The sequence below is a fragment of the Streptomyces sp. NPDC008092 genome, from assembly GCF_042957285.1.
Classification (GTDB): Bacteria; Actinomycetota; Actinomycetes; order Streptomycetales; family Streptomycetaceae; genus Streptomyces.
In genome coordinates this window covers 459,147-484,683 of sequence record NZ_JBIBHY010000004.1, presented here as the reverse complement: position 1 = coordinate 484,683, position 25,537 = coordinate 459,147, and the positions used below count along the sequence as shown (strand labels likewise).

The 25,537-nt window shown below is 72.2% G+C and carries 21 protein-coding genes; 7 read left to right on the top strand and 14 right to left on the bottom strand.

Annotated elements, in window-relative coordinates; genetic code table 11:
• Nucleotides 1–30: 30 nt before the first annotated feature.
• From ACFZB3_RS15145 to ACFZB3_RS15135, 3 genes are all read right to left on the bottom strand, one after another.
• A complete protein-coding gene (locus ACFZB3_RS15145; protein ID WP_391375105.1) occupies nucleotides 31–1,002 on the bottom strand; it encodes a 4Fe-4S domain-containing protein in 972 nt (323 codons plus the stop codon).
• 130 nt (nucleotides 1,003–1,132) lie between these two features.
• Nucleotides 1,133–1,915 carry a VOC family protein gene (locus tag ACFZB3_RS15140; RefSeq protein ID WP_391375102.1) on the bottom strand — a complete coding sequence of 261 codons (783 nt, stop codon included), beginning with the start codon at nucleotides 1,913–1,915 and terminating at the stop codon, nucleotides 1,133–1,135.
• Between the two features lie 395 nt (nucleotides 1,916–2,310).
• Complete coding sequence (locus tag ACFZB3_RS15135; protein WP_391375100.1) at nucleotides 2,311–3,612, bottom strand: amidohydrolase family protein; 1,302 nt, start codon at nucleotides 3,610–3,612, stop codon at nucleotides 2,311–2,313.
• A gap of 180 nt (nucleotides 3,613–3,792) precedes the next feature.
• Between ACFZB3_RS15135 and ACFZB3_RS15130 the strand changes: the two genes are divergently transcribed.
• Entirely contained in the window at nucleotides 3,793–4,221 is a 429-nt protein-coding gene (locus ACFZB3_RS15130; RefSeq protein WP_391375097.1) for an Lrp/AsnC ligand binding domain-containing protein, read from the top strand.
• A 1-nt stretch (nucleotide 4,222) separates the two neighbouring features.
• On the opposite strand, the gene ACFZB3_RS15125 is transcribed toward ACFZB3_RS15130, so the two are convergent.
• Both ACFZB3_RS15125 and ACFZB3_RS15120 read right to left on the bottom strand, forming a co-directional pair.
• Nucleotides 4,223–5,413 (bottom strand): aminotransferase class I/II-fold pyridoxal phosphate-dependent enzyme, encoded by a 1,191-nt coding sequence (locus ACFZB3_RS15125; protein ID WP_391375095.1) that lies wholly within the window; start codon nucleotides 5,411–5,413, stop codon nucleotides 4,223–4,225.
• 154 nt (nucleotides 5,414–5,567) lie between these two features.
• The gene (locus ACFZB3_RS15120) at nucleotides 5,568–6,419 is read right to left on the bottom strand and encodes a PhzF family phenazine biosynthesis isomerase (RefSeq protein WP_391375093.1); all 852 of its coding nucleotides are present in this window, start codon (nucleotides 6,417–6,419) and stop codon (nucleotides 5,568–5,570) included.
• A 426-nt stretch (nucleotides 6,420–6,845) separates the two neighbouring features.
• Here ACFZB3_RS15120 and ACFZB3_RS15115 point away from each other — a divergent pair, with 426 nt between their 5' ends.
• Together ACFZB3_RS15115 and ACFZB3_RS15110 are read left to right on the top strand one after the other, a co-directional pair.
• Nucleotides 6,846–7,601 (top strand): peptidoglycan-binding protein, encoded by a 756-nt coding sequence (locus ACFZB3_RS15115; RefSeq protein WP_391375090.1) that lies wholly within the window; start codon nucleotides 6,846–6,848, stop codon nucleotides 7,599–7,601.
• On the top strand, nucleotides 7,598–8,572 hold the full coding sequence (locus tag ACFZB3_RS15110; RefSeq protein ID WP_391375087.1) for a DUF2690 domain-containing protein: 975 nt from the start codon (nucleotides 7,598–7,600) through the stop codon (nucleotides 8,570–8,572). The genes ACFZB3_RS15115 and ACFZB3_RS15110 overlap by 4 nt, the downstream gene beginning before the upstream one ends.
• Nucleotides 8,573–8,656: 84 nt before the next feature.
• On the opposite strand, the gene ACFZB3_RS15105 is transcribed toward ACFZB3_RS15110, so the two are convergent.
• Both ACFZB3_RS15105 and ACFZB3_RS15100 read right to left on the bottom strand, forming a co-directional pair.
• The gene (locus tag ACFZB3_RS15105; protein WP_391375084.1) at nucleotides 8,657–9,349 is read right to left on the bottom strand and encodes a response regulator; all 693 of its coding nucleotides are present in this window, start codon (nucleotides 9,347–9,349) and stop codon (nucleotides 8,657–8,659) included.
• Nucleotides 9,346–10,674 carry a histidine kinase gene (locus ACFZB3_RS15100; RefSeq protein WP_391375081.1) on the bottom strand — a complete coding sequence of 443 codons (1,329 nt, stop codon included), beginning with the start codon at nucleotides 10,672–10,674 and terminating at the stop codon, nucleotides 9,346–9,348. The genes ACFZB3_RS15105 and ACFZB3_RS15100 overlap by 4 nt, the downstream gene beginning before the upstream one ends.
• A gap of 132 nt (nucleotides 10,675–10,806) precedes the next feature.
• On the opposite strand from ACFZB3_RS15100, the gene ACFZB3_RS15095 reads away from it, so the two are divergent.
• A complete protein-coding gene (locus tag ACFZB3_RS15095; protein ID WP_391375078.1) occupies nucleotides 10,807–11,373 on the top strand; it encodes a methyltransferase domain-containing protein in 567 nt (188 codons plus the stop codon).
• A gap of 46 nt (nucleotides 11,374–11,419) precedes the next feature.
• Here the strand turns inward: ACFZB3_RS15095 and ACFZB3_RS15090 are convergent, their stop codons facing one another.
• The 3 genes from ACFZB3_RS15090 to ACFZB3_RS15080 all read right to left on the bottom strand — a co-directional run bounded on the left by ACFZB3_RS15090 (nucleotide 11,420) and on the right by ACFZB3_RS15080 (nucleotide 13,955).
• Nucleotides 11,420–12,355, bottom strand: a complete 936-nt coding sequence (locus ACFZB3_RS15090) for an alpha/beta fold hydrolase (RefSeq protein WP_391375075.1) — start codon at nucleotides 12,353–12,355, stop codon at nucleotides 11,420–11,422.
• A gap of 218 nt (nucleotides 12,356–12,573) precedes the next feature.
• Nucleotides 12,574–13,209 carry a hypothetical protein gene (locus tag ACFZB3_RS15085; protein WP_391375073.1) on the bottom strand — a complete coding sequence of 212 codons (636 nt, stop codon included), beginning with the start codon at nucleotides 13,207–13,209 and terminating at the stop codon, nucleotides 12,574–12,576.
• Between the two features lie 101 nt (nucleotides 13,210–13,310).
• Entirely contained in the window at nucleotides 13,311–13,955 is a 645-nt protein-coding gene (locus ACFZB3_RS15080; protein ID WP_391375070.1) for a CatB-related O-acetyltransferase, read from the bottom strand.
• A gap of 73 nt (nucleotides 13,956–14,028) precedes the next feature.
• Here ACFZB3_RS15080 and ACFZB3_RS15075 point away from each other — a divergent pair, with 73 nt between their 5' ends.
• Nucleotides 14,029–16,317: an ATP-dependent RecD-like DNA helicase gene (locus tag ACFZB3_RS15075; protein ID WP_391375068.1), complete on the top strand. Its 2,289-nt coding sequence runs from the start codon at nucleotides 14,029–14,031 to the stop codon at nucleotides 16,315–16,317.
• Nucleotides 16,318–16,495: 178 nt separating this feature from the next.
• Nucleotides 16,496–17,785 (top strand): citrate synthase, encoded by a 1,290-nt coding sequence (locus ACFZB3_RS15070; protein WP_093502790.1) that lies wholly within the window; start codon nucleotides 16,496–16,498, stop codon nucleotides 17,783–17,785.
• A 704-nt stretch (nucleotides 17,786–18,489) separates the two neighbouring features.
• On the opposite strand, the gene ACFZB3_RS15065 is transcribed toward ACFZB3_RS15070, so the two are convergent.
• The 4 genes from ACFZB3_RS15065 to ACFZB3_RS15050 form a co-directional block, all read right to left on the bottom strand.
• Nucleotides 18,490–20,763 (bottom strand): heavy metal translocating P-type ATPase, encoded by a 2,274-nt coding sequence (locus ACFZB3_RS15065; RefSeq protein ID WP_391375064.1) that lies wholly within the window; start codon nucleotides 20,761–20,763, stop codon nucleotides 18,490–18,492.
• Nucleotides 20,764–20,907: 144 nt separating this feature from the next.
• Nucleotides 20,908–21,147: a cation transporter gene (locus ACFZB3_RS15060; protein ID WP_391375061.1), complete on the bottom strand. Its 240-nt coding sequence runs from the start codon at nucleotides 21,145–21,147 to the stop codon at nucleotides 20,908–20,910.
• Between the two features lie 73 nt (nucleotides 21,148–21,220).
• Nucleotides 21,221–22,171, bottom strand: coding sequence for a PrsW family glutamic-type intramembrane protease (locus tag ACFZB3_RS15055; RefSeq protein WP_391375058.1), 951 nt, complete (start codon nucleotides 22,169–22,171; stop codon nucleotides 21,221–21,223).
• Between the two features lie 193 nt (nucleotides 22,172–22,364).
• Nucleotides 22,365–23,027, bottom strand: coding sequence for a TetR family transcriptional regulator (locus ACFZB3_RS15050; protein WP_391375055.1), 663 nt, complete (start codon nucleotides 23,025–23,027; stop codon nucleotides 22,365–22,367).
• Between the two features lie 198 nt (nucleotides 23,028–23,225).
• Between ACFZB3_RS15050 and ACFZB3_RS15045 the strand changes: the two genes are divergently transcribed.
• A complete protein-coding gene (locus tag ACFZB3_RS15045) occupies nucleotides 23,226–25,511 on the top strand; it encodes an MMPL family transporter (protein WP_391375052.1) in 2,286 nt (761 codons plus the stop codon).
• The last annotated feature ends 26 nt before the right edge of the window (nucleotides 25,512–25,537 follow it).

Here is a 25,537-nt window from a genome sequence, read left to right as displayed (position 1 = left end):
AACCCGGCAGATGGGGCCGGGCGAGGGAACTCACCAGCGGACCGCGGTGAAGTCCACTGCGCGAGGAGGGAGTTCGTGAGTGCGGGTGGCCAAGTTCCCGAGCCGCGCGGTCATTTCCTCGTGGGGAAGGTGGCGGCGGTCGCCGTGTCCCGGCAGCAGCCACTCGAAGCGCAGCCGGCCGGCGGTCCGGGCCAGGGAGGCGGCCAGTTCACGGATCGAGTACCAGGTGACGCTCTCGGCCACCTCGATGTCCGACGTCGTACGCGACCAGTAGAAGCTGTCGCCGCTGAAGCAGTACCGCTCGTCGGCGAGGTAGAGCACGCTGCCCCGGGTGTGCCCGGGGAAGGGGACGGCGAGGACACCGTCGGCGATCCCGGCCGGCTCGGTGCCGCGCAGGACCCGGTCGGCGTCCGGGGCGGCGTCGAGGTCGCCCTCGTGGATCCAGAGCCGGGCGCCGAAGCCGTCGGCGTAGCGGCGGCCGTGCACGGCGTGGTCGCGGTGGGTGAGGAGTACGTCGGTAACGGGCCCCGGCGCCTCGTAGCGGGCGGCGAGCGCCGGGCTCCAGCGCGGGGTGTCGATCATCATCGACGTGCCGTCGGGGCGGCGCAGGAGGTAGGAGTTGGCACCCGCGGTGTGCGGCGAGTTGTGCCCGCACAGCAGCACGGAGCCGGAGCCGGAACCGGACTCGGAGTCAGTGCCGGTGCCGGAACCGGACTCGGAGTCAGTGCCGGAGCCGGTGCCGGTGCCGATGTCGTCCAGGGGCATCGGGAACGGGTCCCGGGCCGGGTCCGTCCGGCCGTCCGGCGGCCGGACGGAACGGGTGGGGCAGGCGTGCGCCGCCGCGTGCAACCGTGCCGTCTCCGCGGCGTCGCGCGGCTGGCGCAGTACGGCCGAGCGCCCCGCCACCTCCCCGACGAGCCCCGGGGCGAGCTGCCGCGCCACGTCGCAGTTGGTGCAGCGCCCGTCCACCCGCCAGCCGTGCTCGACGTGTTCGGTTCCCATGACCCCGTCCCTCCCGTTCCCGTACCACCGGTGTCCTCAGGGGTATCCCGGGCGGTCCGGAAAGCGGAAGGGGGTCAGGATCTGGTGCTTGCGGCAGGGTGTTGCTCTGCTGTAGGCAGCCCGCGGTGTCTCACATCGGCTTCGGCTTGAACACCGCGAAGGTCGCACCCTGCGGGTCGGCGACCACGGCCATGCGGCCGGCCATCATCTCGAACGGCGGCTGGAACACCGTGCCGTTGCGCTTGACCAGGGCGTCCACGGTGGAGTCGACATCGTCCACCGCGAAGTAGGTGAGCCAGTGCGGCGGGACGCCGGGGCGGTCGTCGCCGAGCTGGGCGGCGCCGCCGACGCCCCGGTCGCCGACGTTCAGCGACCAGTAGTTCCCGCCGGCGCCCTCCATCGGCTGGATCTCGATCCCGAAGGACTCGCCGTAGAAGCCGGTGGCGGCGGGTACGTCGGTGGTGTTCAGCTCGTTCCAGATCAGCGCGCCCGGCTCGTTGACGATCCCCGCGCCGTGGAACTCGCCCGGCTGCCACACCCCGAACACCGCGCCCTGCGGGTCGGCGGCGATCAGCATCCGGCCGATGTCGCCGACGTCCATCACCGGGGCGATCAGCGTGCCGCCGGCCGAGACGATGGTGTCCTGGGTGGCCTGCGCATCGGTGCTGGCCAGATAGGTGGTCCAGACGGTCGGCGGCTCCGGCTGGCCCTCGGGTGCCATGGCCGAGCCGATGCCGGCCACCGGCTTGCCCTGCAGCGTGCAGACCGCGTATCCGCCGAAGTCGGCCTCGCCGACCTCGCCCTGCCAGCCGAACAGGTCACGGTAGAAGTCCAGCGCGGCCTGCTGGTCCTGCGCCATCAGATCGACCCAGCACGGGGTCCCGGTCGGGTACGGAGTAGTGACTTCGGGCATCTCCAGCTCTCCCTGCGCGCGAAAAATTTCCCCGCCGCCCACCATCACCGCCCTGGCCGATTCCCGCCACCGGAACGGGCCGAGTTTTACGGTCGGCTCACCGGCGCGGCGGCGGTCCTCACCCCCGGTCGCCGGTCGGCCGTCACTCACGGTCGTCGGTCGGTCGGCGGCCCCGGCCGTCGGTCGGTCGGCAGCCTCGGCCGTCGGTCGGTCGGCGGCCCCGGCCGTCGGCGCTCGCCCCGGCTCCGGGTACGGCGGGCTGTACCGGCTTCCGGCGGACAGAGAGCCCGGGCCGGGTCAAGCCCCCCGGCTCTCCGGCGGTGCCACGAACTCGGGCTGGTCCAGCAGCCGCAGCCGCAGCCGCAGCCGGCCGGCTGTCGCGCACCCTGCCGCGGTCACGCCGCCTTCGGCTGTGGGTGCCAGGTGCCGTCCAGGGGGACGCCGGCGGCCGCCGCGACCCGGTCGCGGGACTCCAGCAGGCGGGTGCGGAGCGTCCGCAGGTCCACGTCGGCCAGTACGCCGTCCCGCTTCACGACGCGGCCCGCGACGAGGACCGTGTCGACCAGGCCGGGGTGACCGGCCGCCACGACCGTGCCCGCGGGGTCGGTGACCGGGAAGACGGTGAGGTCGTCGGTGCGCAGCAGGATCACGTCGGCGTCCTTGCCGGGCGTGAGGCTGCCGGTGCGGGCGGCGAGGCCCAGGGCGTGGGCGCCGTCGACGGTGGCGAACTCCAGCAGGTCACGGGAGTCGAGGCCGCCGTCCAGGCCGCGCTGCACCACGTAGGTGGTGCGCATGGTGGAGAACATGTCGCCGCCGACCGACGGGACGTCGTCGACGGAGAGCGTCGGGCGCAGGCCGGCGGCCAGCATCCGGCCGGTCATCGGCCAGCCGAACCCCATCTTCAGCTCGACGTCCGGGCTGACGGACACCGAGGCGCCGGCGTCGGCGAGCATCCGCAGCTCGTCGTCGCCGAGGCCGTTGGCGTGCACGAACGTCGTGGTGTCCCGCAGCAGGCCGTGCGCGTGCAGGTCGGCGACCGGGCGCCGGATCCCCTCGGACTCGACGTGCAGGCTGCTCCGCAGGCCGAGCTCGGCCGCCAGCTTCAGCTCGTCCGCGACGGTCCCGAAGGAGGTGTCCTCCGCGCCGCGCAGCCCGAACGACATGGTGAGCAGGCCGTCGTCCGAGGAGAGCACGGACCGTACGCGGCGGATCTCGGCCTCGACCGGGTCGGCGGTGCCCCAGCCCGCGCCGTGGCAGAAGACGGACCGTCCCGGTGCGTCCCGCAGCGCCGCGACGGCGGCGTCCGCGTGCTCCGGGCTCTGCGCGCAGTGGAACCAGTCCAGCATCGTGGTCACCCCGGAGTGCAGGGCCTCCAGGCGGCCGAGCAGGGTGCCCGCGTAGACGTCCTCGGGCCGGTACTCGGGCTTCAGTGTGCGGTGCATCGCCTGCGCCCACTCGGGGAACGTCCAGTCCGCGCCGATGCCGCGGAACGCGGTCTGCCAGGTGTGCCGGTGGGTGTCGACGAAGCCGGGCATGACGATCCGGTCCCTCGCGTCGATCACCTCGGCGTCCGGGGCGTCGACGGCCTCGGCGACCTCGACGATCACACCGTCCTCGATCAGCACGTCACCGCGTTCGAGATCGCCGACGGCCGGGTCCATGCTGACCACGGTGCCGCCGGTAAGCAGGATCCTCATCAGAAAACTCCTCTACGAGACTCTGTGAAAAGTGGTTGTTTGTCCGCATTCGCGATGCGGACAAGTCTTCCCGGGCGGCGCGCGGATGTAAGCCGATCCTGGCAACGTCGGCAGGAAATTGCGCCGTGGCAGGGCATTGGATTGTGGTAAGTGGGGGTGGGTGAGCAATAATCTGCCCCCATGGATGATGTGGATCGGTCGATCCTCGCCGTGCTGGAGAAGCACGGGCGGATCAGCAACGCCGAGCTCGCCGCGCGGGTCGGCCTGTCGCCGTCGCCGTGCCTGCGGCGCGTGCACCGCCTTGAGGAGACCGGGGTGATCCGCGGCTACCGGGCGGAGATCGACCCGGCGGCCGTCGGCCGCAGCCTGCGGGTGTTCGCGGGCGTCCGCCTGATGCGGCACAACCGCGGCGACGTGGCCGCGTTCGAACGCGCGGTGGTCCAGCTGTCCGAGGTGGTCCACGTCCACCACGTCACCGGCAACTACGACTACCTGCTCCAGGTCGAGGTCGCCGACCTGCCCGCCTACGAGGACTTCCACGCCAACCGGCTGGCCGACCTGCCCGGCGTCGCCACGGTGAGCAGCTACGTCACGATGAAGACGCTCTGACTCACGGGTGGGCGGACCCGGCGGTGGCGGCCACCGCGTCGGCCGCCCCGAGCACGTCGGCGACCAGGTCGGCCGTGTCCTCCGTGCCCGCGGCCAGCCGCACCAGACCCGGCGGGACCGCGGCGCTGATCTGGTCGTCGCTGAGCATGCCCCGCCACATGGAGGCCGGGTGCACGGCCAGCGACTCCACGCCGCCGAGACTGGCCGACCGGCGGGCGTAGCGCAGTCGGCCGAGGAACGCGTCGGCCGCCTCGAAGCCGCCGGTGAACTCGACGCTCAGCACCCCGCCGAAACCGCTCATCTGACGGGTGGCCAGCTCGTGCTGAGGGTGGGAGGGCAGACCGGGATAGTGCACCCGGCGCACGGCGGGGTGGGCCTCCAGAGCCTCCGCGAGCGCCTGGCCGTTGGCGTTGTGCCGGGGCATCCGCAGCGGCAGGGTGCGCATCCCGCGCAGCAGCAGCCACGCGTCGAACGGCCCGAGCACGGCACCGGTGAGCAGGCCGGTGTCCCAGACCCTGTCGAGGAGTTCGGCCGGACCCGCCAGCACCCCGGCGGAGACGTCGGTGTGGCCGTTGAGGTACTTGGTCGCGCTGTGCCAGACCAGGTCGACGCCGAAGTCCGCCGGGCGCTGGTTGAGCGGGGTGGCGAAGGTGTTGTCGGCCATGGTCACCGCGCCGTGCGCACGGGCCAGGTCCGTGACGGCGCGCAGGTCCGTGATCCGGAGCAGCGGATTGCTCGGGGTCTCCACCAGGATCAGGCGGGTCCGCGGGGTCAGCGCCTTCTCGAAGGCGGCCGGATCGGTCTGGTCGACCAGGGTGGTCGTCACGCCGAACCGGGGCAGCAGGTTCAGCAGGACCGACGCCGTACCGCCGTAGGTGGACCGCTGCCCGACGACATGGTCACCGGCGGACACCAGCGCCAGCACGGCGGTGGTGAGCGCGGCCATCCCGGACGCGGTCACCATGGCCGCCCCGGTCCCCTCCAGCTCCGCGACGACGGCCGCGACCTGGGCGTGGTTCGGGTTGCCGAAGCGGGTGTAGAAGTCCTGGCCGCGCGGGTCGACGGCGTCCCGCGCGAACGTCTCGCCGTCCGGCGCCGAGAAGGCCGCCGTCTGGTAGATGGGCGGTGCCACGGCGCGCTGCGGAAGAACCCCGCGATCGGCGTGGACGGTGACTGTGCTGCTGCCCGGCATGGTTGCGTGCCCTTCCGCGGTCGGTCGGTGTGACGGGCCCAAGCGTGACCGACGGAACCGCGAGAGCGAACGGATCCCGGCAACATTGGCAGCATATTGCGCCGCGATAGGGGTGCAGGATTGTGCTAGCGGGCGACCTCGCGCAATTTCGTGCTCACACGGTGATCGTGCCCCGGACGCAGACGGTCGTGGCACCGCTCACCCACACCGTGCCGTCCGCGTCGGCGCCGACCTCGATGGTCGCGGCCCGTCCCACCCGCGCGCCCTGCGAGACCCGGTAGGCGGCGGGGGCCGCGCCGGTCGCGGTCAGCCACAGCCCGACACCGGCGTTCATGCTGCCGCAGGCGGGGTCCTCGGGCACTCCGCAGCGCGGCGCGAAGGTCCGCATCTCGAAGTCGTACGGGGAACCCTCGGGGTAGGCGCCGATCGCGCCGACCATCGCGTCCGGGATACGGGACAGGTCGGGTTCGAGGGCCAGCACCTCCTCGGCGGTGGCCAGCCGGAGCACGGCCCAGCCCGGCCCGTTGTCGACCCACTGGTGGGCGAGGACCCGCTCCCGCCCGATCCCGAACGCGCCGACGATCCGCTCCAGGTACTCGTCGTCGAGCGCGCCGTCCCGCACCAGCGGCGGCGCGGCGAAGGACAGTACGCCCTCCCCGCGGCGCACGGTGACCAGACCGGCGCCGCACTCCTGCACGATCCGGTCCGCGTGCCGCGGCACACCGCCGCCGTCCAGCCACGCGCGGGCCGATCCGAGCGTGGGGTGCCCCGCGAACGGCAGCTCGCCGTCCGGCGTGAAGATCCGCAGCCGGTAGTCCGCCCCGGCGACGGTGGGGGCCACCACGAACGTGGTCTCGGACAGGTTGGTCCACCGCGCCACGAGCTGCATCTCCTCGTCGGCCAGATCCGCCCCGTCGAGGACGACCGCGACCGGGTTGCCGCGATACGGACTCGTCGAGAACACGTCGACCTGGACGAACGGGCGGTTGCGCGGCGGCACGGTCATCACGGCCTTTCCTCGGCGGAATCAGCGCCATCACAACGGGTTCCGGTACCGCCGGGACATGGCCAGTGGCAACAAAGTGGACTGGCTCGGGCCGCGGCCGGCTCGCACCACACGTACGTCCCGCGGTTCCCGAACCTCGACAGCGGCTGCCGCAGCCCCACAGATCGAACAGGCCCGTACGAGCGTCGGCCCCGGCGCCGATGCGGAGGGTACCGGAGTCGGCAGACGGCAGGTCGCGGGACTTCCGGCGGAGCGCCCAAGCGCTGACGGTCACCCAGTTCCCGGCGCGGTTGCGGTACTTGGCGACGCCCGTGGCCCACCCTGGACGCGCCCGGGGGGATGCTCGGTGAGGAGTCCTCTCACCCGGCCCGGCTACTCTCGTCGCCCGGACCTTGGGGAACGTCTCGGGAGGGGATGGGGCGGGGCATGGCACGGTGGAAGGAACTGCCGGGGGAACTGGACCCCGTCGTGGTGGAGTTCGTGGGGCAGTTGCGCCGGCTGAAGGACGGCAGCGGTCTGAGCCTGACGAGGCTCGCCGCGCGGACGGGCTACAGCGCGTCCTCGTGGGAGCGTTACCTGAGCGGCCGGCTGCTGCCACCGGCCGCGGCGGTCGAGGCGCTGGCGGCGGCCACGGTGGGAGGAACCGGCGCGGACCTGGACACGGCACGGCTGCTGGCGCTCCACGAGGCGGCGGCGGACGCCTGGCAGCGGGACCGGCCGAGCGGCCGTACGCCGGATCACGAACCGCCGCCCGTCGCAGTCGCACCGGCGGCCGTCCGGCGGCCGGTGACACGGCTGAGGCTGTACCTGACGGCCGGCGCGGCGTTCGCGGCGGGCGCGGTGATCGCAGGGGTGGCGGTCGGCAGCGAGATGCCCACCGGTTCCGCCCGCACGGCCGTGGTGGCCCATCCGGTCACCTACGCCTGCACGTACGTCCGCAAGGCCGGGGCGTGGTACGCCGGGAACAGCGCCACCAGCAACGACGCCCTCGAAGTCGACATGTCGGGCCCCGAGGTCGCCGAACTGCAGTGCCTGCTGCAGCGTGCCGGTATCTCCCCGGGAGGCGTGGACGGCAACTTCGGACCGCTGACCGAGTCCGCGGTCATCACCGCGCAGAAGAGGTACCACCTGGACGTCGACGGCCGGGTGGGTCCGCACACGTGGGCGGCGCTGCGCGGATGACCGGGATCCCGCCCGAGTGCGAGCGGCTGGCGGCCCGCCTCCGGATGCTCCGCGACCGCCGTCGGCTCACCCTGTCGGAGCTGGCGACGGAATCGGCCTACAGCAGGTCCTCCTGGCAGCGCTGGCTGGCCGGCCGTACCGTTCCGCCCTGGCCTGCGGTGAGCGTGCTGTGCCGCCTCGCCGACGAGCCGGAGCCCGGCGTGCGCGCGCTGTGGGAACTGGCGGAATCGGCGTGGAGCCGGCGCACCGCGACCCGTGCGCTTCCCCCGGGAGACACGCCGGCACGGGAACACGCAGCACATGCAGCACGCGCGGAACGCGCAGCACACGCAGCACGCGCGGAACACACAGAACATGCAGCACACACGGCTTCCCGGGACGATCCGTCGGCCAGGACCACCGCGCCGCCGGCTGCCGCGCCGCCGGCTCCCTCGGCACCGGCTGCCGCGCCACCCGCCGCCGCCTCCGTCCCCCCGGTCCGGCTCTTCCGCGGGCGGCTCGTCGGGGGCGTCGCCGTCGCCGTCGTCGCCCTGGTCGCCTGCACCGTTCTCCTGCTCACCGGGGCGGGCCGGGTGACCTCCGGTGCCTCGGCCGCCGCCACCGGCGGCTTCCACGTCGGCTGTACGGGTGTCGCCTGCGACGGCAAGGACCCGGGACCGGTGCTGTGCGGAGTCGAACCGAAGACGCTGCTCCACGTGCAGACACGCACCGGCATCGGGCTGGAGATCCGCTACAACCCGTTGTGCCGGGCCGCCTGGGCCCGGGTGTGGAACGCACCCGCCGACAGCACCCTGACGTTCACGGTCCCGGGCCGGCCCACCCAGCGCGTCACCGTCGCACACGCCGACGACACCGATCCGTTCGTCTACACCGGCCTCGCGGCCGTGACCGCGCACGGCCCCGACATGAAGGCCTGCGTGACACCCGGTCCGGGCAGCCCGGCCGCCTGCTACGCGGTGCCCCAGCCATGACCGGCCGCATCCGGGCCGCCGCCCGCAACCGCGCCCGCCCGGCGGCCGGCCGGCCGCGGGGTCCGTCAGGAGGCTCGCCGCCGCTCAGTCCCCGACCCGCACCAGCCCGCTCTCGTAGGCGAAGATCACCGCGTGGACACGGTCCCGGAGGCCGAGTTTGGCCAGGATCCGGCCGAGGTGGGTCTTGACGGTCGTCTCCCCGAGGAAGAGGCGGTCGGCGATCTCGCCGTTGGCCAGTCCCCGGGCGACCAGGGCGAGGACTTCCCGCTCCCGTTCGGTGAGGGCCGCAAGGCGGCCGCGCTGGGCGGGCGCGGACGCGGGAGCGTGCAGGACGAAGCGTTCGACCAGGCGCCGGGTCAGCGCGGGCGCCACCATGACCTCACCCCGCAGCACCGCGCGGACGGTCACCAGGATCTCCTCGGCGGGGGCGTCCTTGACGAGGAAGCCGTTCGCGCCGGCGCGCAGGGCCGCGTAGGCGTACTCGTCGAGGTCGAAGGTGGTGACGACGAGGACGCGGGGCCCATGGGGCTGCGCGCAGAGGTGTTCGGTCGCGGCGAGCCCGTCCAGGCCGGGCATGCGTACGTCCATCAGGACGAGGTCGGGCTTCAGGGCGGCCGCGCCCGCGATCGCCGCGTCGCCGTCGGCGGCCTCGCCCACCACGGTGAGGTCGGGCTGGCTGTCGACGACCATGCGCAGCCCCATCCGGATCAGTTCCTGGTCGTCGCAGATCAGCACCCGGGACGATGACGGAGCGGGGGTCGGGGCCGGGGCGTTCATGGGGTGGTCGCTGTGGGCTCGGGGCCGGTGGGGCGCAGGGTGGCGGCGACGCGGTAGCCGCCGTCGGGCGTGGGACCGGCGTCGACGCTCCCGCCGTAGAGGGCGGTGCGTTCGCGCATGCCGGGGAGTCCGCGACCGGAGGAGAGCAGCGGGGCGGTGCGCGCCGCGGTGGTCGCTCTGCTGGCTCCGCCCGAGTTCTCCACGTGGACGCGGACCAGCCGCCCGGGCCCCGGCCTGCCGGTGTCGACCCGTACATGGACCGTGGCGTCCGGTGGCGCGTGCTTGACGACGTTGGTGAGCGCCTCCTGCACGATGCGGTACGCCTGCGCGGTGAGATCCGCCGGAAGGCCGCCCGGCTCTCCGCGAAGGTCCAGCAGGGCGCGTCTGCCGCTCGCGTCGAGGCGTCCGACCAGCCGCCGCAGATCGGCCGGGAGGTGCCCGACGGCCCCATCGTGACCGGAGCCGGAGCCGGAGCCGGAGCCGGAGCCGGAGCCGGAGCCGGAGCCGGAGCCGGAGCCGGAGCCGGGGCCATCGGCCGAGGGGTCCGCGTCGGGGGTGCGCAGCACCTCCAGCAGTCGGCGCAGTTCGCCCAGGGCCTCACGGCCGGTCGCGCTGATGACGCCGAGGGTGCGGTCGACGACGGCGGGGTCGGCCTGCCGCATCAGCCTGCCGCCCTCGGCGTTCAGCACCATCACGCTCACACCGTGCGCGAGGACGTCGTGGATCTCGCGGGCGATGCGCGCCCGCTCCTCGGCGACGGCCACCCGGGCCAGGGCGAGACGCTCCGACTCGGCGAGCGCGACCCGCCGCTCGAATTCGGCGACATAGGCGCGCCGGGCACGGACGTACTCGCCGAACACCCAGGCCCCGGCCAGCAGCAGCCCCACCGCGAGCGGGGTGAGCCAGGCCCCGCGGGCGCCCGGACCCCCGTAGTCCCGCTGCCACGCGGGAATCCACAGCAGTACGCAGACGGCGGCGCAGAACACCGTCGCCGCGGCGGCGCGGCGCAGGCCGCGCACCGTGAGGGTGGCCAGGACCGCGGCCAGGGCGACGGCTCCGCGTCCCGGTTCCTGTCCCCACACGTGCCCGAGGTACTGGGCCCAGAACGCCGCCGTCACCAGGGCCGCGACGAGCACCGGCCGGCGGCGGCGCCACAGCAGGGGCAGCACCAGGGCGGCGTACACGACCGCTTGCACCCAGACCGGCCGCCAGCCCGGCTCCGGGCGGATCACCGGGGGCACGGCCACCAGCACGACCAGCAGCAGGTCCGCCAGCCACGGGTGGCCGCGCCGCAGGCGGGGCAGGGTCTCGAACAGCCGATGCACCACCTCACGCTACGGCCGGGGCCCGTTCTCGCACATCGTCCTGCGGGGCGGCACCGGGTCCACCCCCGGTCGTACGGGAACCGGCCGGGGATACGACGTGCGGCCACCCGGGGCGCTTCCAGCATGGCCGCCATGTCGATCACCACCGAGTTCCTCAGACGGCCCCTCATGACCGGTGCCGTGGCGGCCAGTTCACGGCGGCTGGCGCACGCGATGACCGAGGGCATCGGGCTGGAACGGGCCCGGACCGTCGTCGAACTCGGGCCGGGAACCGGGGTGTTCACCGACGCGATCCTCGCCCGGCTCGCGCCCGGCGCCCGGCTCGTCGCGGTCGAGCTCAACCCGGTGCTCGCCGCCCGGCTGTCGGCCACCCGGCGCGACGTACGGCTGACCGTGGTCCAGGGCTCGGCCGCCGGGCTGGCCGGCGCGGTGGGCGAACCGGTCGACGCGGTGGTCTCCGGGCTGCCGTGGACGGTCATGCCGCAGGACCGGCGCGGGCACATCCTGGACGCCGTGACCGAAGTCCTCACGCCCGGTGGCCGGTTCACCACCTTCGCGTACGCGCACGCGGCCTGGACTCCGCCCGCCCGCCACTTCGCCGCCGAACTGGCCCGCCGCTTCCACCGGTCGGAGCGCTCGCCCGTGGTGTGGGCGAACCTCCCGCCCGCCTTCGTGCACCGGGCCACCCGGAAGCCATGACCACGGGGGCCACAAGGGCCACATGGACCACGAGGACCACGAGGGGTCAGTGCTGTGCGGCAAACATGTCCTCGATCTCCTTGAGCACGAGATCGGGACGATCCGTCGGCACCTCGTGGGACGCGCCCTCGGCGGTGACGAGTGTTCGGTTGGGCGCCCTCCGGACGAACTCGGCGGCGGCGTCGCGCCAGCGCCGGGCGTCCTCGGGAGACGTGTCGAACGGGGTCTTCTCCGAGACGACGACCGTGGCCGGTACCGAGTCCGGCCACGTCACCTTGTGGAAGGCCCTGTGCGCCGCGGCGAAGCCCTCCGCGGTGGAGATGAGCTGGCGGTTCTCCGGCTTGTCGGGGTCCTTCTCGGCCGCGTCGACCTCCGGCCGGGTCGCGGCCACGAGCCGGGGGATCTCCTCGTCCGTGAAGAACGGGGGCAGGTTCGCGTCGACCAGGACCGCACCGGAGAGCATCTCCGGGTCGTCCCTGGCGAAGTAGTTCGCGATCTCACCGGCCTGGGAGTGGGACACCAGGGTCACGTCCTTGGTGACGCCCAACTGCCCGAGCCCCGCCTTGAGGTCGCTGACAGCACTCGCGACCTTCCACGGGCCGGGTACCACGTCGCTCTTGCCGAGACCGGCCCGGTCGTAGGTGATGACGGTGGCGCCGGTGGCCGCGTGAAGCCGGGGCACGATGTCCTTCCACTGCGAGGAGTACTCGCCGCCGCCCGAGTCCAGGACGATGGTGGAGCCGTTGCCCCGCGTGACGTAGAAGGCCAGACGGTGACCGTTGTTGTCGATCATGTGCAGCTGCGCTCCGCCCGCCTGGCGGGTCCCCGGCGAGGAGGGCGCGGCGGCGGACCGCGAGGGCGAGGGCCGGGTGGCGGGGGCGTGGTCGCTGCAGGCCGTGACGGCGCCGGCGGTGAAGGCCAGCAGAGCGAGGGCCGACAGGGCCCGGTGTACGGACCGACGGTTGGGTGCGGTGCGGGACATCACTGGTCCTTTGGGCTACGGATGCTGTGGGGATCGCGATGTCCATCGTTCGGGGAATGGGCTGACCACAGAATCCGGCTGGCACGCGTGTCGACGGTGTGGCGAAGGCGAGTGGGCGCAGGGGGGAAAGCCCCCGTGAGCGGTCACTGGCCTGCGGTCACCGGGGCCGGCCTGGCAGGTCGGGCAGGCGGCGCTTGCGGAGGGGAGCCCAGTCCGCGTCACGCCTCCGGCAGGCTCGCCGCCAGCCGAACGGCCGCGTCGACCTGCGTGTTGAGCGCCACGAAATCGTCCGGCCAGCCCCCGTACCGCACACACAGCTCCCGGCCGTCCATCGCCACCGACGTCACGCGCCGAGGCAGGCCCAGCCGGTGTATCTCCCGGCGGCCCAGCCGTGCGGGCGAGCGCTCCTCGCCAAGGCGGACCAGGACCGCGGTGTGCCAGGTGGTTCCCCCCTCGGAGCAGAAGTCCGTGGCGCAGGAAATGCCCACCTCGACGCCGTCCCTGTGGCCCACGGCCAGCAGCGTGCCGCGGAACAGCGGGCTCTTCGGCGACTCCCACCCCTCCCCGTCAGCGGTGAACGCCGCCAAGTCGGTCTCGCAACGCCCCCCGTTGACGACCACCCAGGCGAGCAGGGAGACGCGGCTGTTCTCCCGCCGCTCCGCCTCGCGCCGTCCGTCGGCGAACGACATGGCGGCGATCAGGCCCCCGAGCACGGCCATGACGGCGACGAGGAGCAGCAACACCTGCCACGGAAAGCCCCAGAACAACCCGCAGCCGACGAGGAGCGCCGCCCCGCCCCCTCCGATGACCGCACCCGTGATCAGCGTGTCCCGCGCATCGTCCGTCAGGCGCATGCAATGCAGTAGACCACCGCTTGCCGTCAATCGCCCTGCCCTGGAAGCCAGTTGTGCAGGAACCGCAGGTCCCCGGCCGCGGACCGTGCCCGGGCCGCCGGTCACCTCGTCTCCGGTGCGGCGGCCTCCAGTTCGGCGATGGTGCCCGACATGATCGTCCGTACGTGTGCGGTGATGTGCTCCGCCGGCCAGTCCCACCAGGCCACCGCCAGCAGCCGGGCGACGTCCTGCTCGTCGTAGCGGGTGCGGACGAGGCGGGCCGGGTTGCCGCCGACGATGCCGTAGTCGGGCACGTCACCCGTGACCACGGCGCCGGTGGCGACGATCGCGCCGTGGCCGATGCGAACCCCGGGCATGACCGTGGTGCCGTGGCCGAACCAGACGTCGTTGCCGACGACGGTGTCCCCCCGGCCCGGCAGCCCGGTGACGAGGTCGAAGTGCTCGGCCCACGAGCCGCCCATGGTGGGGAAGGGGAACGTCGAGGGGCCGTCCATGCGGTGGTTGGCGCCGTTCATGATGAACCGCACGCCCGTGCCGAGCGCGCAGAACTTTCCGATCACGAGCTTCTCCGGCCCGTAGTGGTAGAGCACGTTGCGCGTCTCGAAGGCGGTCGGGTCGTCGGGGTCGTCGTAGTACGAGTACTCCCCGACCTCGATCAGCGGGGACCTCACCAGGGGTTTGAGCAGGACCACCCGGGGGTGTTCGGGCATCGGGTGCAGGACCGTCGGGTCGGCGGGTACGGGCATGGGACGTCCTTGTCGGTCGGGGACCGGTGCCAGGGCAATGATCGCTGTCAGACCGCACCGGTACCGTCGGGTCATGGCTCAGCAGACGGGTACCCCCACCGGCGAACGACGGCTCGCCACCGTCGAAGGCGTGCTCGAACGCATCACGTACGCCAACGAGGAGAACGGGTACACGGTCGCCCGCGTCGACACCGGCAGAGGCGCAGGCGACCTGCTCACGGTCGTCGGCGCGCTGCTCGGCGCCCAGGTGGGGGAGTCGCTGCGGATGGAGGGCCGCTGGGGCTCGCACCCCCAGTACGGCAAGCAGTTCACCGTCGAGAACTACACCACCGTGCTGCCGGCCACCGTCCAGGGGATACGGCGTTATCTCGGCTCGGGGCTGGTCAAGGGCATCGGGCCGGTGTTCGCCGACCGGATCACCCAGCACTTCGGCGTGGACACCCTCCGGATCATCGAGGAGGAGCCGAAGCGGCTCGTCGAGGTGCCGGGGCTCGGGCCGAAGCGGACGAAGAAGATCGCCGACGCCTGGGAGGAGCAGAAGGCGATCAAGGAGGTCATGCTCTTCCTCCAGACCGTCGAGGTGTCGACGTCGATCGCCGTGCGGATCTACAAGAAGTACGGGGACGCCTCGATCTCCGTCGTGAAGAACCAGCCGTACCGGCTCGCGGCGGACGTCTGGGGCATCGGGTTCCTCACCGCCGACAAGATCGCCCAGTCCGTCGGGATTCCGCACGACAGTCCGGAGCGGGTGAAGGCGGGGTTGCAGTACGCGCTGTCCCAGTCCGCCGACCAGGGGCACTGCTACCTCCCCGAGGAACGGCTCATCGCGGACGCCGTGAAGCTCCTCCAGGTCGACACCGGCCTCGTCATCGACTGCCTCGGCGAGCTGGCCGCGCCGCCCGAGGACGGGGAGGACCCGGGCGTCGTACGGGAGAGGCTCCCCGGCCCCACGCCCGAGGCCGAACCCGTCACCGCCGTCTACCTGGTCCCCTTCCACCGGGCCGAAGTCGCCCTCGCCGCCCAGCTCCTGCGCCTGCTGCGCACGGACGACGACCGGATGCCGGCGTTCCAGGACGTCGCCTGGGACAAGGCGCTCGCCTGGCTGAAGGACCGCACCGGCGTCGACCTCGCCCCCGAGCAGGAGGCCGCCGTCCGGCTGGCGCTGACGGAGAAGGTCGCCGTGCTGACCGGCGGGCCCGGCTGCGGCAAGTCGTTCACCGTCCGGTCGATCGTGGAGCTGGCTCGGGCGAAGAAGGCGAAAGTGGTGCTCGCCGCGCCCACCGGGCGCGCCGCCAAGCGGCTCGCGGAGCTGACCGGCGCCGAGGCGTCCACCGTGCACCGCCTGCTGGAGCTGAAGCCGGGCGGGGACGCGGCCTACGACCGGGACCGCCCGCTCGACGCCGACCTGGTCGTGGTCGACGAGGCGTCCATGCTCGACCTCCTCCTCGCCAACAAGCTGGTCAAGGCCGTGCCGCCCGGTGCGCACCTGCTCTTCGTCGGGGACGTGGACCAACTGCCCAGCGTCGGGGCGGGGGAGGTGCTGCGGGACCTGCTCGCCGACGGCAGTCCGATCCCCGCCGTCCGGCTCACCCAGGTCTTCCGGCAGGCCCAGCAGTCGGGGGTGGTGACCAACGCCCACCGGATCAACGCGGGGCAGCATCCCGTCACCGACGGCATGAAGGACTTCTTCCTCTTCGTGGAGGACGAGACGGAGGAGGCGGGCAAGCTCGCCGTGGACGTCGCCGCCCGGCGTATTCCGGCGCGGTTCGGGCTCGATCCGCGGCGGGACGTGCAGGTGCTCGCGCCCATGCACCGCGGACCGGCCGGCGCCGGTGTGCTCAACGGCCTGTTGCAGCAGGTCATCACCCCGGCCCGGCCCGAGCTGCCCGAAAAGCGGTTCGGCGGACGGGTGTTCCGGGTCGGCGACAAGGTCACCCAGATCCGCAACAACTACGAGAAGGGCGAGAACGGCGTCTTCAACGGCACCGTGGGCGTGGTCACCTCGCTCGATCCCGTCGACCAGCGCCTCACGGTACTGACCGACGAGGACGAGGAGGTGCCCTACGAGTTCGACGAACTGGACGAACTGGCGCACGCCTACGCGGTGACCATTCACCGTTCACAGGGGAGTGAATATCCCGCGGTGGTGATCCCGGTCACCACCGGAGCGTGGATGATGCTCCAGCGGAACCTGCTCTACACGGCGGTCACCCGGGCCAGGAAGCTCGTCGTCCTCGTCGGTTCGCGCAAGGCGATCGGGCAGGCCGTGCGCACCGTGTCGGCAGGTCGGCGCTGTACGGCACTGGACTTCCGGCTCGGCCGGAGCGAGCTCCGGAAAAATGATCGATCAAATGAGTCGTGAAGGTCACAGAGCCCTTCCAGATGGCGAGACAAGAGGGCAGGATGAGCAGGTTGGCGGCACTGAGTGCCGCCGATGGGCCCAACGGTCGACCCCGAGTGCACTCTCCTGAGCCAAATGGGGGATGGTAGAGACAGTCAGGGCACCTCGAAGATGAGGCACTACGTCGGTGAGGGAAGACGTGAGCGACAACTCTGTAGTACTGCGGTACGGCGACGGCGAGTACACCTACCCGGTGGTCGACAGCACCGTCGGCGACAAGGGCTTCGACATCGGGAAGCTCCGCGCCCAGACCGGTCTCGTGACCCTGGACAGCGGCTACGGCAACACCGCTGCCTATAAATCCGCCATCACCTACCTCGACGGCGAGGCGGGCATCCTCCGCTACCGCGGTTACCCGATCGAGCAGCTGGCGGAGCGCTCCACCTTCCTGGAGGTGGCCTACCTGCTGATCAACGGTGAGCTGCCGACCGTGGACGAGCTCACCACGTTCAAGAACGAGATCACGCGGCACACGCTGCTGCACGAGGACGTCAAGAACTTCTACCGGGGCTTCCCGCGGGACGCCCACCCGATGGCCATGCTGTCGTCGGTCGTCTCCGCGCTGTCCACCTTCTACCAGGACAGCCACAACCCGTTCGACGCCCAGCAGCGGGACCTCTCCACGATCCGGCTGCTCGCGAAGCTTCCGACGATCGCCGCGTACGCGTACAAGAAGTCGGTCGGCCACCCGTTCGTCTACCCGCGCAACGACCTCTCCTACGTGGAGAACTTCCTGCGCATGACGTTCTCGGTGCCGGCGCAGGACTACGAGCTCGACCCGGTCGTCGTCTCGGCCCTCGACAAGCTCCTGATCCTGCACGCGGACCACGAGCAGAACTGTTCGACCTCCACGGTCCGCCTGGTGGGCTCGTCGCAGGCGAACATGTTCGCGTCGATCTCCGCGGGCATCTCCGCCCTCTGGGGCCCCCTGCACGGCGGCGCCAACCAGTCCGTCCTGGAGATGCTGGAGGGCATCCAGGCCAACGGCGGCGACGTCGACTCCTTCATCCGCAAGGTGAAGAACAAGGAGGACGGCGTCCGCCTGATGGGCTTCGGCCACCGGGTGTACAAGTCCTTCGACCCGCGCGCGAAGATCATCAAGGCCGCCGCGCACGACGTCCTCTCGGCCCTCGGCAAGTCCGACGAGCTGCTGGACATCGCGCTGAAGCTGGAGGAGCACGCGCTCTCCGACGACTACTTCGTCTCGCGCAACCTCTACCCGAACGTGGACTTCTACACCGGCCTGATCTACCGCGCCATGGGCTTCCCGACCGAGATGTTCACGGTCCTGTTCGCCCTCGGTCGGCTGCCCGGCTGGATCGCCCAGTGGCAGGAAATGATCAAGGAGCCGGGCTCTCGCATCGGCCGCCCGCGCCAGATCTACACGGGCGTCGTCGAGCGCGACTTCGTGCCCGTCGAAGAGCGCTGACTTTTCGACGCCGCTGACTGCGCACGGCCACTGCGGCAGGCCGAAGGCGAGTGAGCCGAAGGGGCGCGTCGGTGTCGGGAGGACGAGCGCGCGGAGGCCCGAAGGGTCGAGCACGGTCGTCCTCCCGACACCGACTGTGGCGCCCCGGAGGCGAACGAGCCCTAAAAAACGCAGCAGAAGGCGCCCTGGAGCGCCGGTCCCCCCACGGGCCGGCGACCAGGGCGCCTTCCCGTGTCCCGGTGCGGATTCCCCCCACGGGATCCGGCCGGGCGCTCGGTACGGCAGCGCCTGAATCGCTGCTTTGAGCACAACGAGCAGAACTCGCCGTACTGCATCCAGTGATGCGGTGCGATCTGCCGGGACCCGTACGGCACGGGAGGGCCGCTCAAAGCTTCCCGTCGTACGTGCCCCGGCAACGCATCTCTGAGGAAGTCCCCCAAGACATCCCCAGATGCCAGGTCAGCGCCCCCCAAGACGCATCTCTGACATCGCCAACTTAGACCTTCGAACCCCTTCGATGGTTACGTTCACATCACTGTGATCTGCGTCTCTTGCATCTGTCCGATAGATGCGCAAGAGCCCCGATATGGTGATCGGAGCTCAAGCGTAAGGATGATGCGCGAGCCTTGTGAAGAGCTTATGTGAGGTGCGCGTTGGACTCTAGGGGGACTCCTACATCCACTGGGTCGAACCGTCGGTAACTTTCAGCGGAAGGTGCGCAGCCGCAGGCTGTTGGTCACCACGAAGACCGACGAGAAGGCCATCGCGGCCCCCGCGATCATGGGGTTGAGGAGGCCGGCGGCGGCCAGTGGGAGCGCGGCCACGTTGTAGCCGAAGGCCCACACGAGGTTGCCCTTGATGGTGGCGAGGGTCCGCCGGGACAGCCGGATCGCGTCCGCCGCCACCCGCAGGTCCCCGCGCACCAGGGTCAGGTCGCCGGCCTCGATCGCCGCGTCCGTCCCGGTGCCCATCGCCAGCCCCAGATCGGCGGTGGCGAGCGCCGCCGCGTCGTTGACGCCGTCGCCGACCATGGCGACCGTCCGCCCCTCGCGCTGCAGCCGCCGTACGACGTCCACCTTGTCCTCGGGCAGCACCTCGGCGACGACCTCGGTGATCCCGACCGTCCGGGCGACCGATTCGGCCACCGCCCGGTTGTCCCCGGTCAGCAGCACCGGGGTCAGCCCGAGCGCGCGCAGCTCGCGGACCGCCTCGGCGCTGGTCTCCTTGACCGTGTCGGCGACGGCGAGCACGCCCCGGGCCCGCCCGTCCCAGCCGGCCAGGACGGCCGTACGCCCCTCCTGCTCGGCCCGGGAGCGGGCCAGGGCCAACTCCTCCGGCACCACGTCGAAGAGGCGCCCCACGGCCACCTCACGGCCGTCCACGCGCCCTCGTACGCCCCGTCCGGGGACGTTCACGAAGTTCCCGACCGGGGGCAGCGCCCCGATGCGCTCGGCGGCACCCGCCGCGATCGCCCGGGCGACCGGATGCTCGGAGGCGTGTTCGAGGGCGCCCGCGAGCCGCAGCACCTCGTCCTCGTCGGCGCCCTCGGCGGCGTACACCTCCTGGAGGCTCATCCGCCCGGTGGTCACCGTCCCGGTCTTGTCGAGCACGACGGTGTCGACCCGGCGGGTGGACTCCAGCACCTCCGGGCCCTTGATGAGGATGCCGAGCTGCGCGCCCCGCCCGGTGCCGACCATCAGCGCGGTCGGCGTGGCCAGGCCCAGGGCGCACGGGCAGGCGATGATCAGGACGGCGACGGCGGCCGTGAACGCGGCGGCCGTGTCCCCGGTGACACCCAGCCAGACCCCGAAGGTGCCGAGCGCGATCAGGATGACCACCGGGACGAAGACGGCGGAGATCCGGTCGGCGAGGCGCTGCACCTCGGCCTTGCCGTTCTGCGCGTCCTCCACCAGCCTCGCCATCCGCGCGAGCTGCGTGTCGGCGCCGACCCGGGTCGCCGCGACGACCAGCCGCCCGCCCGCGTTGACGGTCGCGCCCGTGACGGCGTCGCCGACGGTCACGTCCACCGGCACGGACTCGCCGGTCAGCATCGACGCGTCCACCGCGGACGCCCCCTCGACCACGGTCCCGTCGGTGGCGACCTTCTCCCCGGGCCGTACGACGAACCGGTCGCCGACCGCCAGCGACGCCACCGGCACCCGCACCTCGCGGCCGTCCCGCAGCACCGCCACGTCCCGGGCGCCCAGCTCCAGCAGCGCCCGCAGGGCCGCCCCCGCGCGCCGCTTGGAGCGCGCCTCCAGGTAGCGGCCGAGCAGGATCAGCGCGACGACCCCGGAGGCCACCTCCAGGTAGATCGTGGACGCGCTGTCCATCCGGGAGACGGTGAACCGGAACTCGTCGTGCATGCCCGCCATGCCCGCGTCGCCGAAGAACAGCGCCCACAGCGACCAGCCGAACGCGGCCAGGGTGCCGACCGAGACCAGGGTGTCCATGGTGGCGGCGCCGTGCCGGGCGTTGGTCCAGGCGGCCCGGTGGAACTGCAGGCCGCCCCAGACCACGACCGGGGCGGCGAGCGTGAGCGACAGCCACTGCCAGTTGTCGAACTGGAGGGCGGGGACCATCGCGAGCAGCACGACCGGGGCGGCGAGCAGGGCGGAGACCAGGAGGCGGGTGCGCAGGGCGGCCAGCTCGGGATCCCGCCCGGCCCCGGCCTCGTGTTCCGGCTCCGGCTCCGGTTCCGGGGGCGCGGGCTCCTCGGCGGTGTAACCCGTCTTCACGACCGTGGCGATCAGGTCGGCGACCTGAACCCCCTGGGGGTATGTGACCTTCGCCTTCTCGGTCGCGTAGTTCACGGTGGCGGTGACGCCGTCCATGCGGTTGAGCTTCTTCTCGACCCGGGCGGCGCAGGAGGCGCAGGTCATGCCGCCGATGAGCAGCTCGACCGCGGACTCGCCGTCGGCCGGGTGCGGCAGGGTTATCGGTGTCTGTGCGGTGCTGGTGGTGGTGCTGGTCGTCATGTCCGGACTCCAGACAACGGACCGGACCGCGCGGAGCCAGTATCAGCTGGTCGGCACGGCCCGGCGGAGAGATACGTTTCCGTCGTGGGTGCTGCTCGTGGGGCGTGTCGGTGAGTGTCGGTGCGTGCTGCCGGGCCCGGGCCCTCAGACGCGGCCGGCGAGTTCGAAGCCCGCCTCGTCGACGGCGGTGCGGACCGCGTCCTCGTCGAGCGGGGCGGCGGAGACGACCGTGACCTCGCCGCTGGCCGCGACGGCCGTCACCGAGCTGACGCCCGGGAGCCCGGAGATCTCTGCGGAGACGGAACCCTCACAGTGTCCGCAGCTCATGCCGGTCACCTTGTAGACGGCGGTCACGGAGCCCTGGGTGTCGGTCTGGGCGGTCATGTCGTTCTCCTCGTCGAGGCGGGTGGGGCCGGTGGGGCCCACGAGGGAACCCCACTGTCGCCACACTATACCCCTAGGGGGTATTTCTCCAAGAGGTGCCCCGGCGCGCCAGGGAGAGCACCCAGACGATGCCGAGCAGCGAGACGAGCACTGGCAGGCCGACCGAGAACACCGTGAAAAGGTGCTCCTGCGCGGCGCTGGGGCGCGGGATGTACCCCTCGGCGAACAGCCGCCCGTCCAGTCCGCTGCCCGCCAGGCGCGCCACCAGCCAGATCGCGATGCCGTGCGTGGCGTCCCACAGGGCGTGCAGCAGGGCTGCCCCGAGGCAGGCGGCGACGACCGGGGCGGTGACGCGGAAACGGCCGTTCGGGCGGCGGAGGGAGAGCAGGACGCCGCCGGCGATCGCCGTCCACAGGCCGTGTCCGAAGGGGGCCAGCACCCCGCGCAGGATCTCCGTCTCGATCAGTGCGCGCAGGTCGACGCCCTCGGTGGAGACAGCCGCGTCGAAGGCGTACCCGGCGCTCTCCAGCGCCGCGAAGCCGAAGCCGACGGCGGCGCCGAGCACCAGCCCGGCCCGCATGCCCCGGATCCCGGGCAGCCGGCGCAGCGTGAACACCAGTGCGCCGAGCTTCACCGCCTCCTCGATCAGGCCGACGCAGACGAACATCCCCCAGGAGGGGCGGACGAGGTAGGACTCCATCACCGAGGCGCCCAGCACCCCGAGCGCGCCGCCCGACAGGAAGCAGCCGAGGACCGCGCTGACCCCGAGGTCGCGGCCGTGCCGCTCGTACGCCCACAGCACGAAGGCGACCGGGACGAGAAAGCTGCCGAGCAGGATCAGGGTCGGCAGCAGGGTGGTGTTCTCCGTCGTGTACGTGACCACCGCGGTCAGCGCCCACAGGGCGAGCCCGCCGCCGAGGCAGCGCTTCCAGAGGCCGGCGCGGATACGGGGGTACGGCGGTGGCGGCTGCTGCGGACCGGGGATCCGGGCCTTCGGCCGGCCGGGCGGCGGAGAGTGGGTCACGGCGGGTCCCCCTTGTGCTCCTGCGGGTGCGGGTGGCGCTCGTCGGCTCGGGATCGCCGCGATTTACCCGCACTTTAGGCAGATATGACGCATGTCGCAGTCTGGGGGGTTCGAGGGGGTGGCCGGTGGTCGGCGCGGTGGTGGCCGGTGGGGTGGCGCCCGGTGCGGTGATGGCCGGTGGGGCGCCGGCCGGTCAGCCGGAGGGGCGGCCGAGCCGGTCGCCGACCAGGGGTTCCAGGTAGCGGGTGAGTACGTTCTTGATCTCCTGGATGTACGCCTGGCGCTCGGCGCCCTCGTGGCTGAGCACCAGTTCGAGCCCCGCCTTGTAGATGCCGAGGCTGACATGTGCCGTGCGCGTGATGTGGGCCTTGTCGGCGTCCGGCGGGAGGAGCGAGGCGAGCAGGCCCTCGATGCGGCCGAGCAGGTTGGTGTGCAGCGCGTCGTGGGCCTCGGTGATCCCGCCGGGCACGTCGGGGCCGTGCATCAGCGCGAAGAACACGGGGTGCTCGGTGTTGAAGGCGGTGAGGCGGTCCACGGTGGCGCCCACCGCGTCCGTCAGCGAGGTGCCCGGGTCGATCGGCGCGAGCGCCTCGCCGTAGGTGTCCCGCAGGTCGTGCATGAGCCGGTCGCCGAGCTCGACCGCGATCGCTTCCTTGTTAGGGAAGAACTGGTAGAGCGTGCCGGGGGAGACGCCTGCCTCGCGGGCGATGGCATTGGTGCTGGCGGCCGTGTAGCCCGAGGTGCAGAAGACCGACGCGGCGGCTTCGAGCAGCTGCTGGATGCGGCGCTCGCCGCGGGCCTGCCGGCGGCGCGGCTGCTCCTTGCCCGTGGCCGTGACCTCGGGCTGCTCTGGCATGTCGGGCTTGTCGGGCACGCGTTATCCCCAGCTCTTCGAACGCGATTGACAAACGCGAGCGGTCGCTCGCATTCTGGTGGAACGCGAGCGACGACTCGTGTTTGCCAGTCTAATTGGCAATGGCCGACCCATGCTGCCCTGCGCACGAAGCGGATACGTAGCGGCAGGCAGCGGTCAGGGTGAAGGGGACACCGCAGGATGACCGAAGTCAACAAGCCCTCGCAGGCCGGGAGCGGGGCCCGTCCAGGGGGCTGGACCCGGTTCGTGACCGCCCGCCCCCGGCTCTCCCTGCTGCTCGCCCTGGTGATCACCGCGCTCGCCGTGCTGGCGGGCAGCGGGGTCGCCGACCGGCTGGGCAGCGGCGGCTGGGAGGACCCGGCCGCCGAGTCGACGTACGCGACGAAGGCGCTGGAGCGCGAGTTCCCGGACTCCCAGCCGAACCTGCTCCTCCTGGTGGACGCGCGGGGCGGCTCGGTGGACGGCCCGGCGGTGGCGGCGGAGGCGAAGGCCCTGGTCACCCGGCTGTCCGGGGAGAAGGGCGTCATAGGCGTCGGCTCGTACTGGCAGACCAAGTCACCGTCCCTGCGCGCCGAGGACGGCCACGAGGCCCTGATCGCGGCCCGCATCACCGGTGACGAGAAGGCGGCGGCCGACACCCTGGACCGCATCGCCCCGCACTACCGGGGCACGCACGGACCGGTGACGGTCAAGGTCGGCGGCATGGTGGCGGTCCGCAGCGACATGCAGACGATCATCAAGGAGGACCTGGCCCGCGCCGAGCTGATCGCCCTGCCCATCACGCTGGTGCTCCTGGTGATGGTCTTCGGCAGCGCGATCGCGGCCCTGCTCCCGCTGGGCATCGGCATCGTCGCCATCCTCGGCACGAACGCGGTCCTGCGCGGCATCACGTCCTTCACGGACGTCTCGGTCTTCGCGATGAACCTGACCACGGCCCTCGGCCTCGGCCTGGCCATCGACTACGCGCTCTTCATCGTCCGCCGCTTCCGCGAGGAACTGGCCACGGGCGCCGACCCGCTGACGGCGGTCGGCACGACCCTGCGCACCGCGGGCCGCACCGTGCTGTTCTCGGCCCTGACCGTGGCCGTCTCCCTGGCGGCGATGCTCGTCTTCCCCCAGTACTTCCTCCGCTCGTTCGCCTACGCCGGCATAGCGGTGGTCCTGCTGGCCGCGGCGGCCGCCCTGATCCTGCTCCCGGCGGCACTGATCCTGCTCGGCCACCGGGTCAACGCGCTGGACCTGCGGCGGCTGTTCCGCAGGGGCCGGGAAGCGCGGCCCTCCGGCGCCGAGGGCACGGCCTGGGCCCGTGCCGCGACCCTGGTGATGCGCAGGGCCCCGCTCTTCGCCGTCGCCACCACGGCCTTCCTGATCGTCCTCGGACTGCCGTTCCTGGGCGTCAAGTTCGGCACCGCGGACGACCGCCAGCTCCCGGCCGGCGCCGAGTCCCACGTCGTCCAGCAGCACATCCGGGACGGCTTCCCGGGCAACCCCGGCGGCGACCTCGAAGTCCTGGCCGAGGGCGCGGCGACCCGGGCGCAGTACACGGCCTACAAGGAGCGGGTGGCGGCCCTGCCGGAGGTGGCCGCAGTGGCCGGACCCCTGGTCAAGGGCGACGCGGCGTACTTCACGGTGCAGCCGAAGGGCGAGTCGGTGGACGTCGGGGCCCAGCGCCTGGTGCACGAGCTGCGCGCACTGAACACCCCCTTCGACACGAAGGTGACCGGCACGGCGGCGGTCCTGGTCGACTCCAAGCACGCCATCGCGGAGCGCCTGCCCTGGGCGGCGGCCGTCATCGCGATCGTCACCCTGCTCCTGGTCTTCCTCCTCACCGGCAGCGTCCTCATACCCGTCCAGGCGGTCCTGCTCAACGCGCTCAGCCTCACGGCGATGTTCGGCGCGGTGGTCTGGGTCTTCCAGGACGGCCACCTCTCCGGCCTGCTGGGCTTCACCAGCCCGGGGTCGATCGAGACCACCCTCCCGGTCCTGATGTTCTGCGTGGCCTTCGGCCTCTCGATGGACTACGGGGTGTTCCTGCTCTCGCGCATCAAGGAGGAGTACGACAGGACCGGCGACCACGAGCGGGCGGTCCGGCTCGGTCTGCAGCGCACCGGAGGCCTGATCACCGCGGCGGCGATCATCCTGGCGGTGGTGATGGTGGCGATCGGCACCTCCCGGGTCACCAACACCAAGATGCTCGGCCTCGGCATCGCCCTGGCGGTCCTCATGGACGCGATGGTCGTCCGCAGCCTCCTGGTCCCGGCCATCATGCGCCTGACGGGGAAGGCCACTTGGTGGGCACCGGGCCCACTGCGCCGCTTCCACGACCGGTTCGGGTTGAGCGAGGGCGAACAGCAGGCGCCCTCGGACGCGCTCACATCGGACGCGCCCCAAAGGGGCACGGGGAACTGCGCGGCCGGCCACGACGAGCCGGAACTGGCGCTGCAACAGGACCCCCGCGGCGCTTAGCCTTCGCGCAGCCCCCGAAAGGAGCA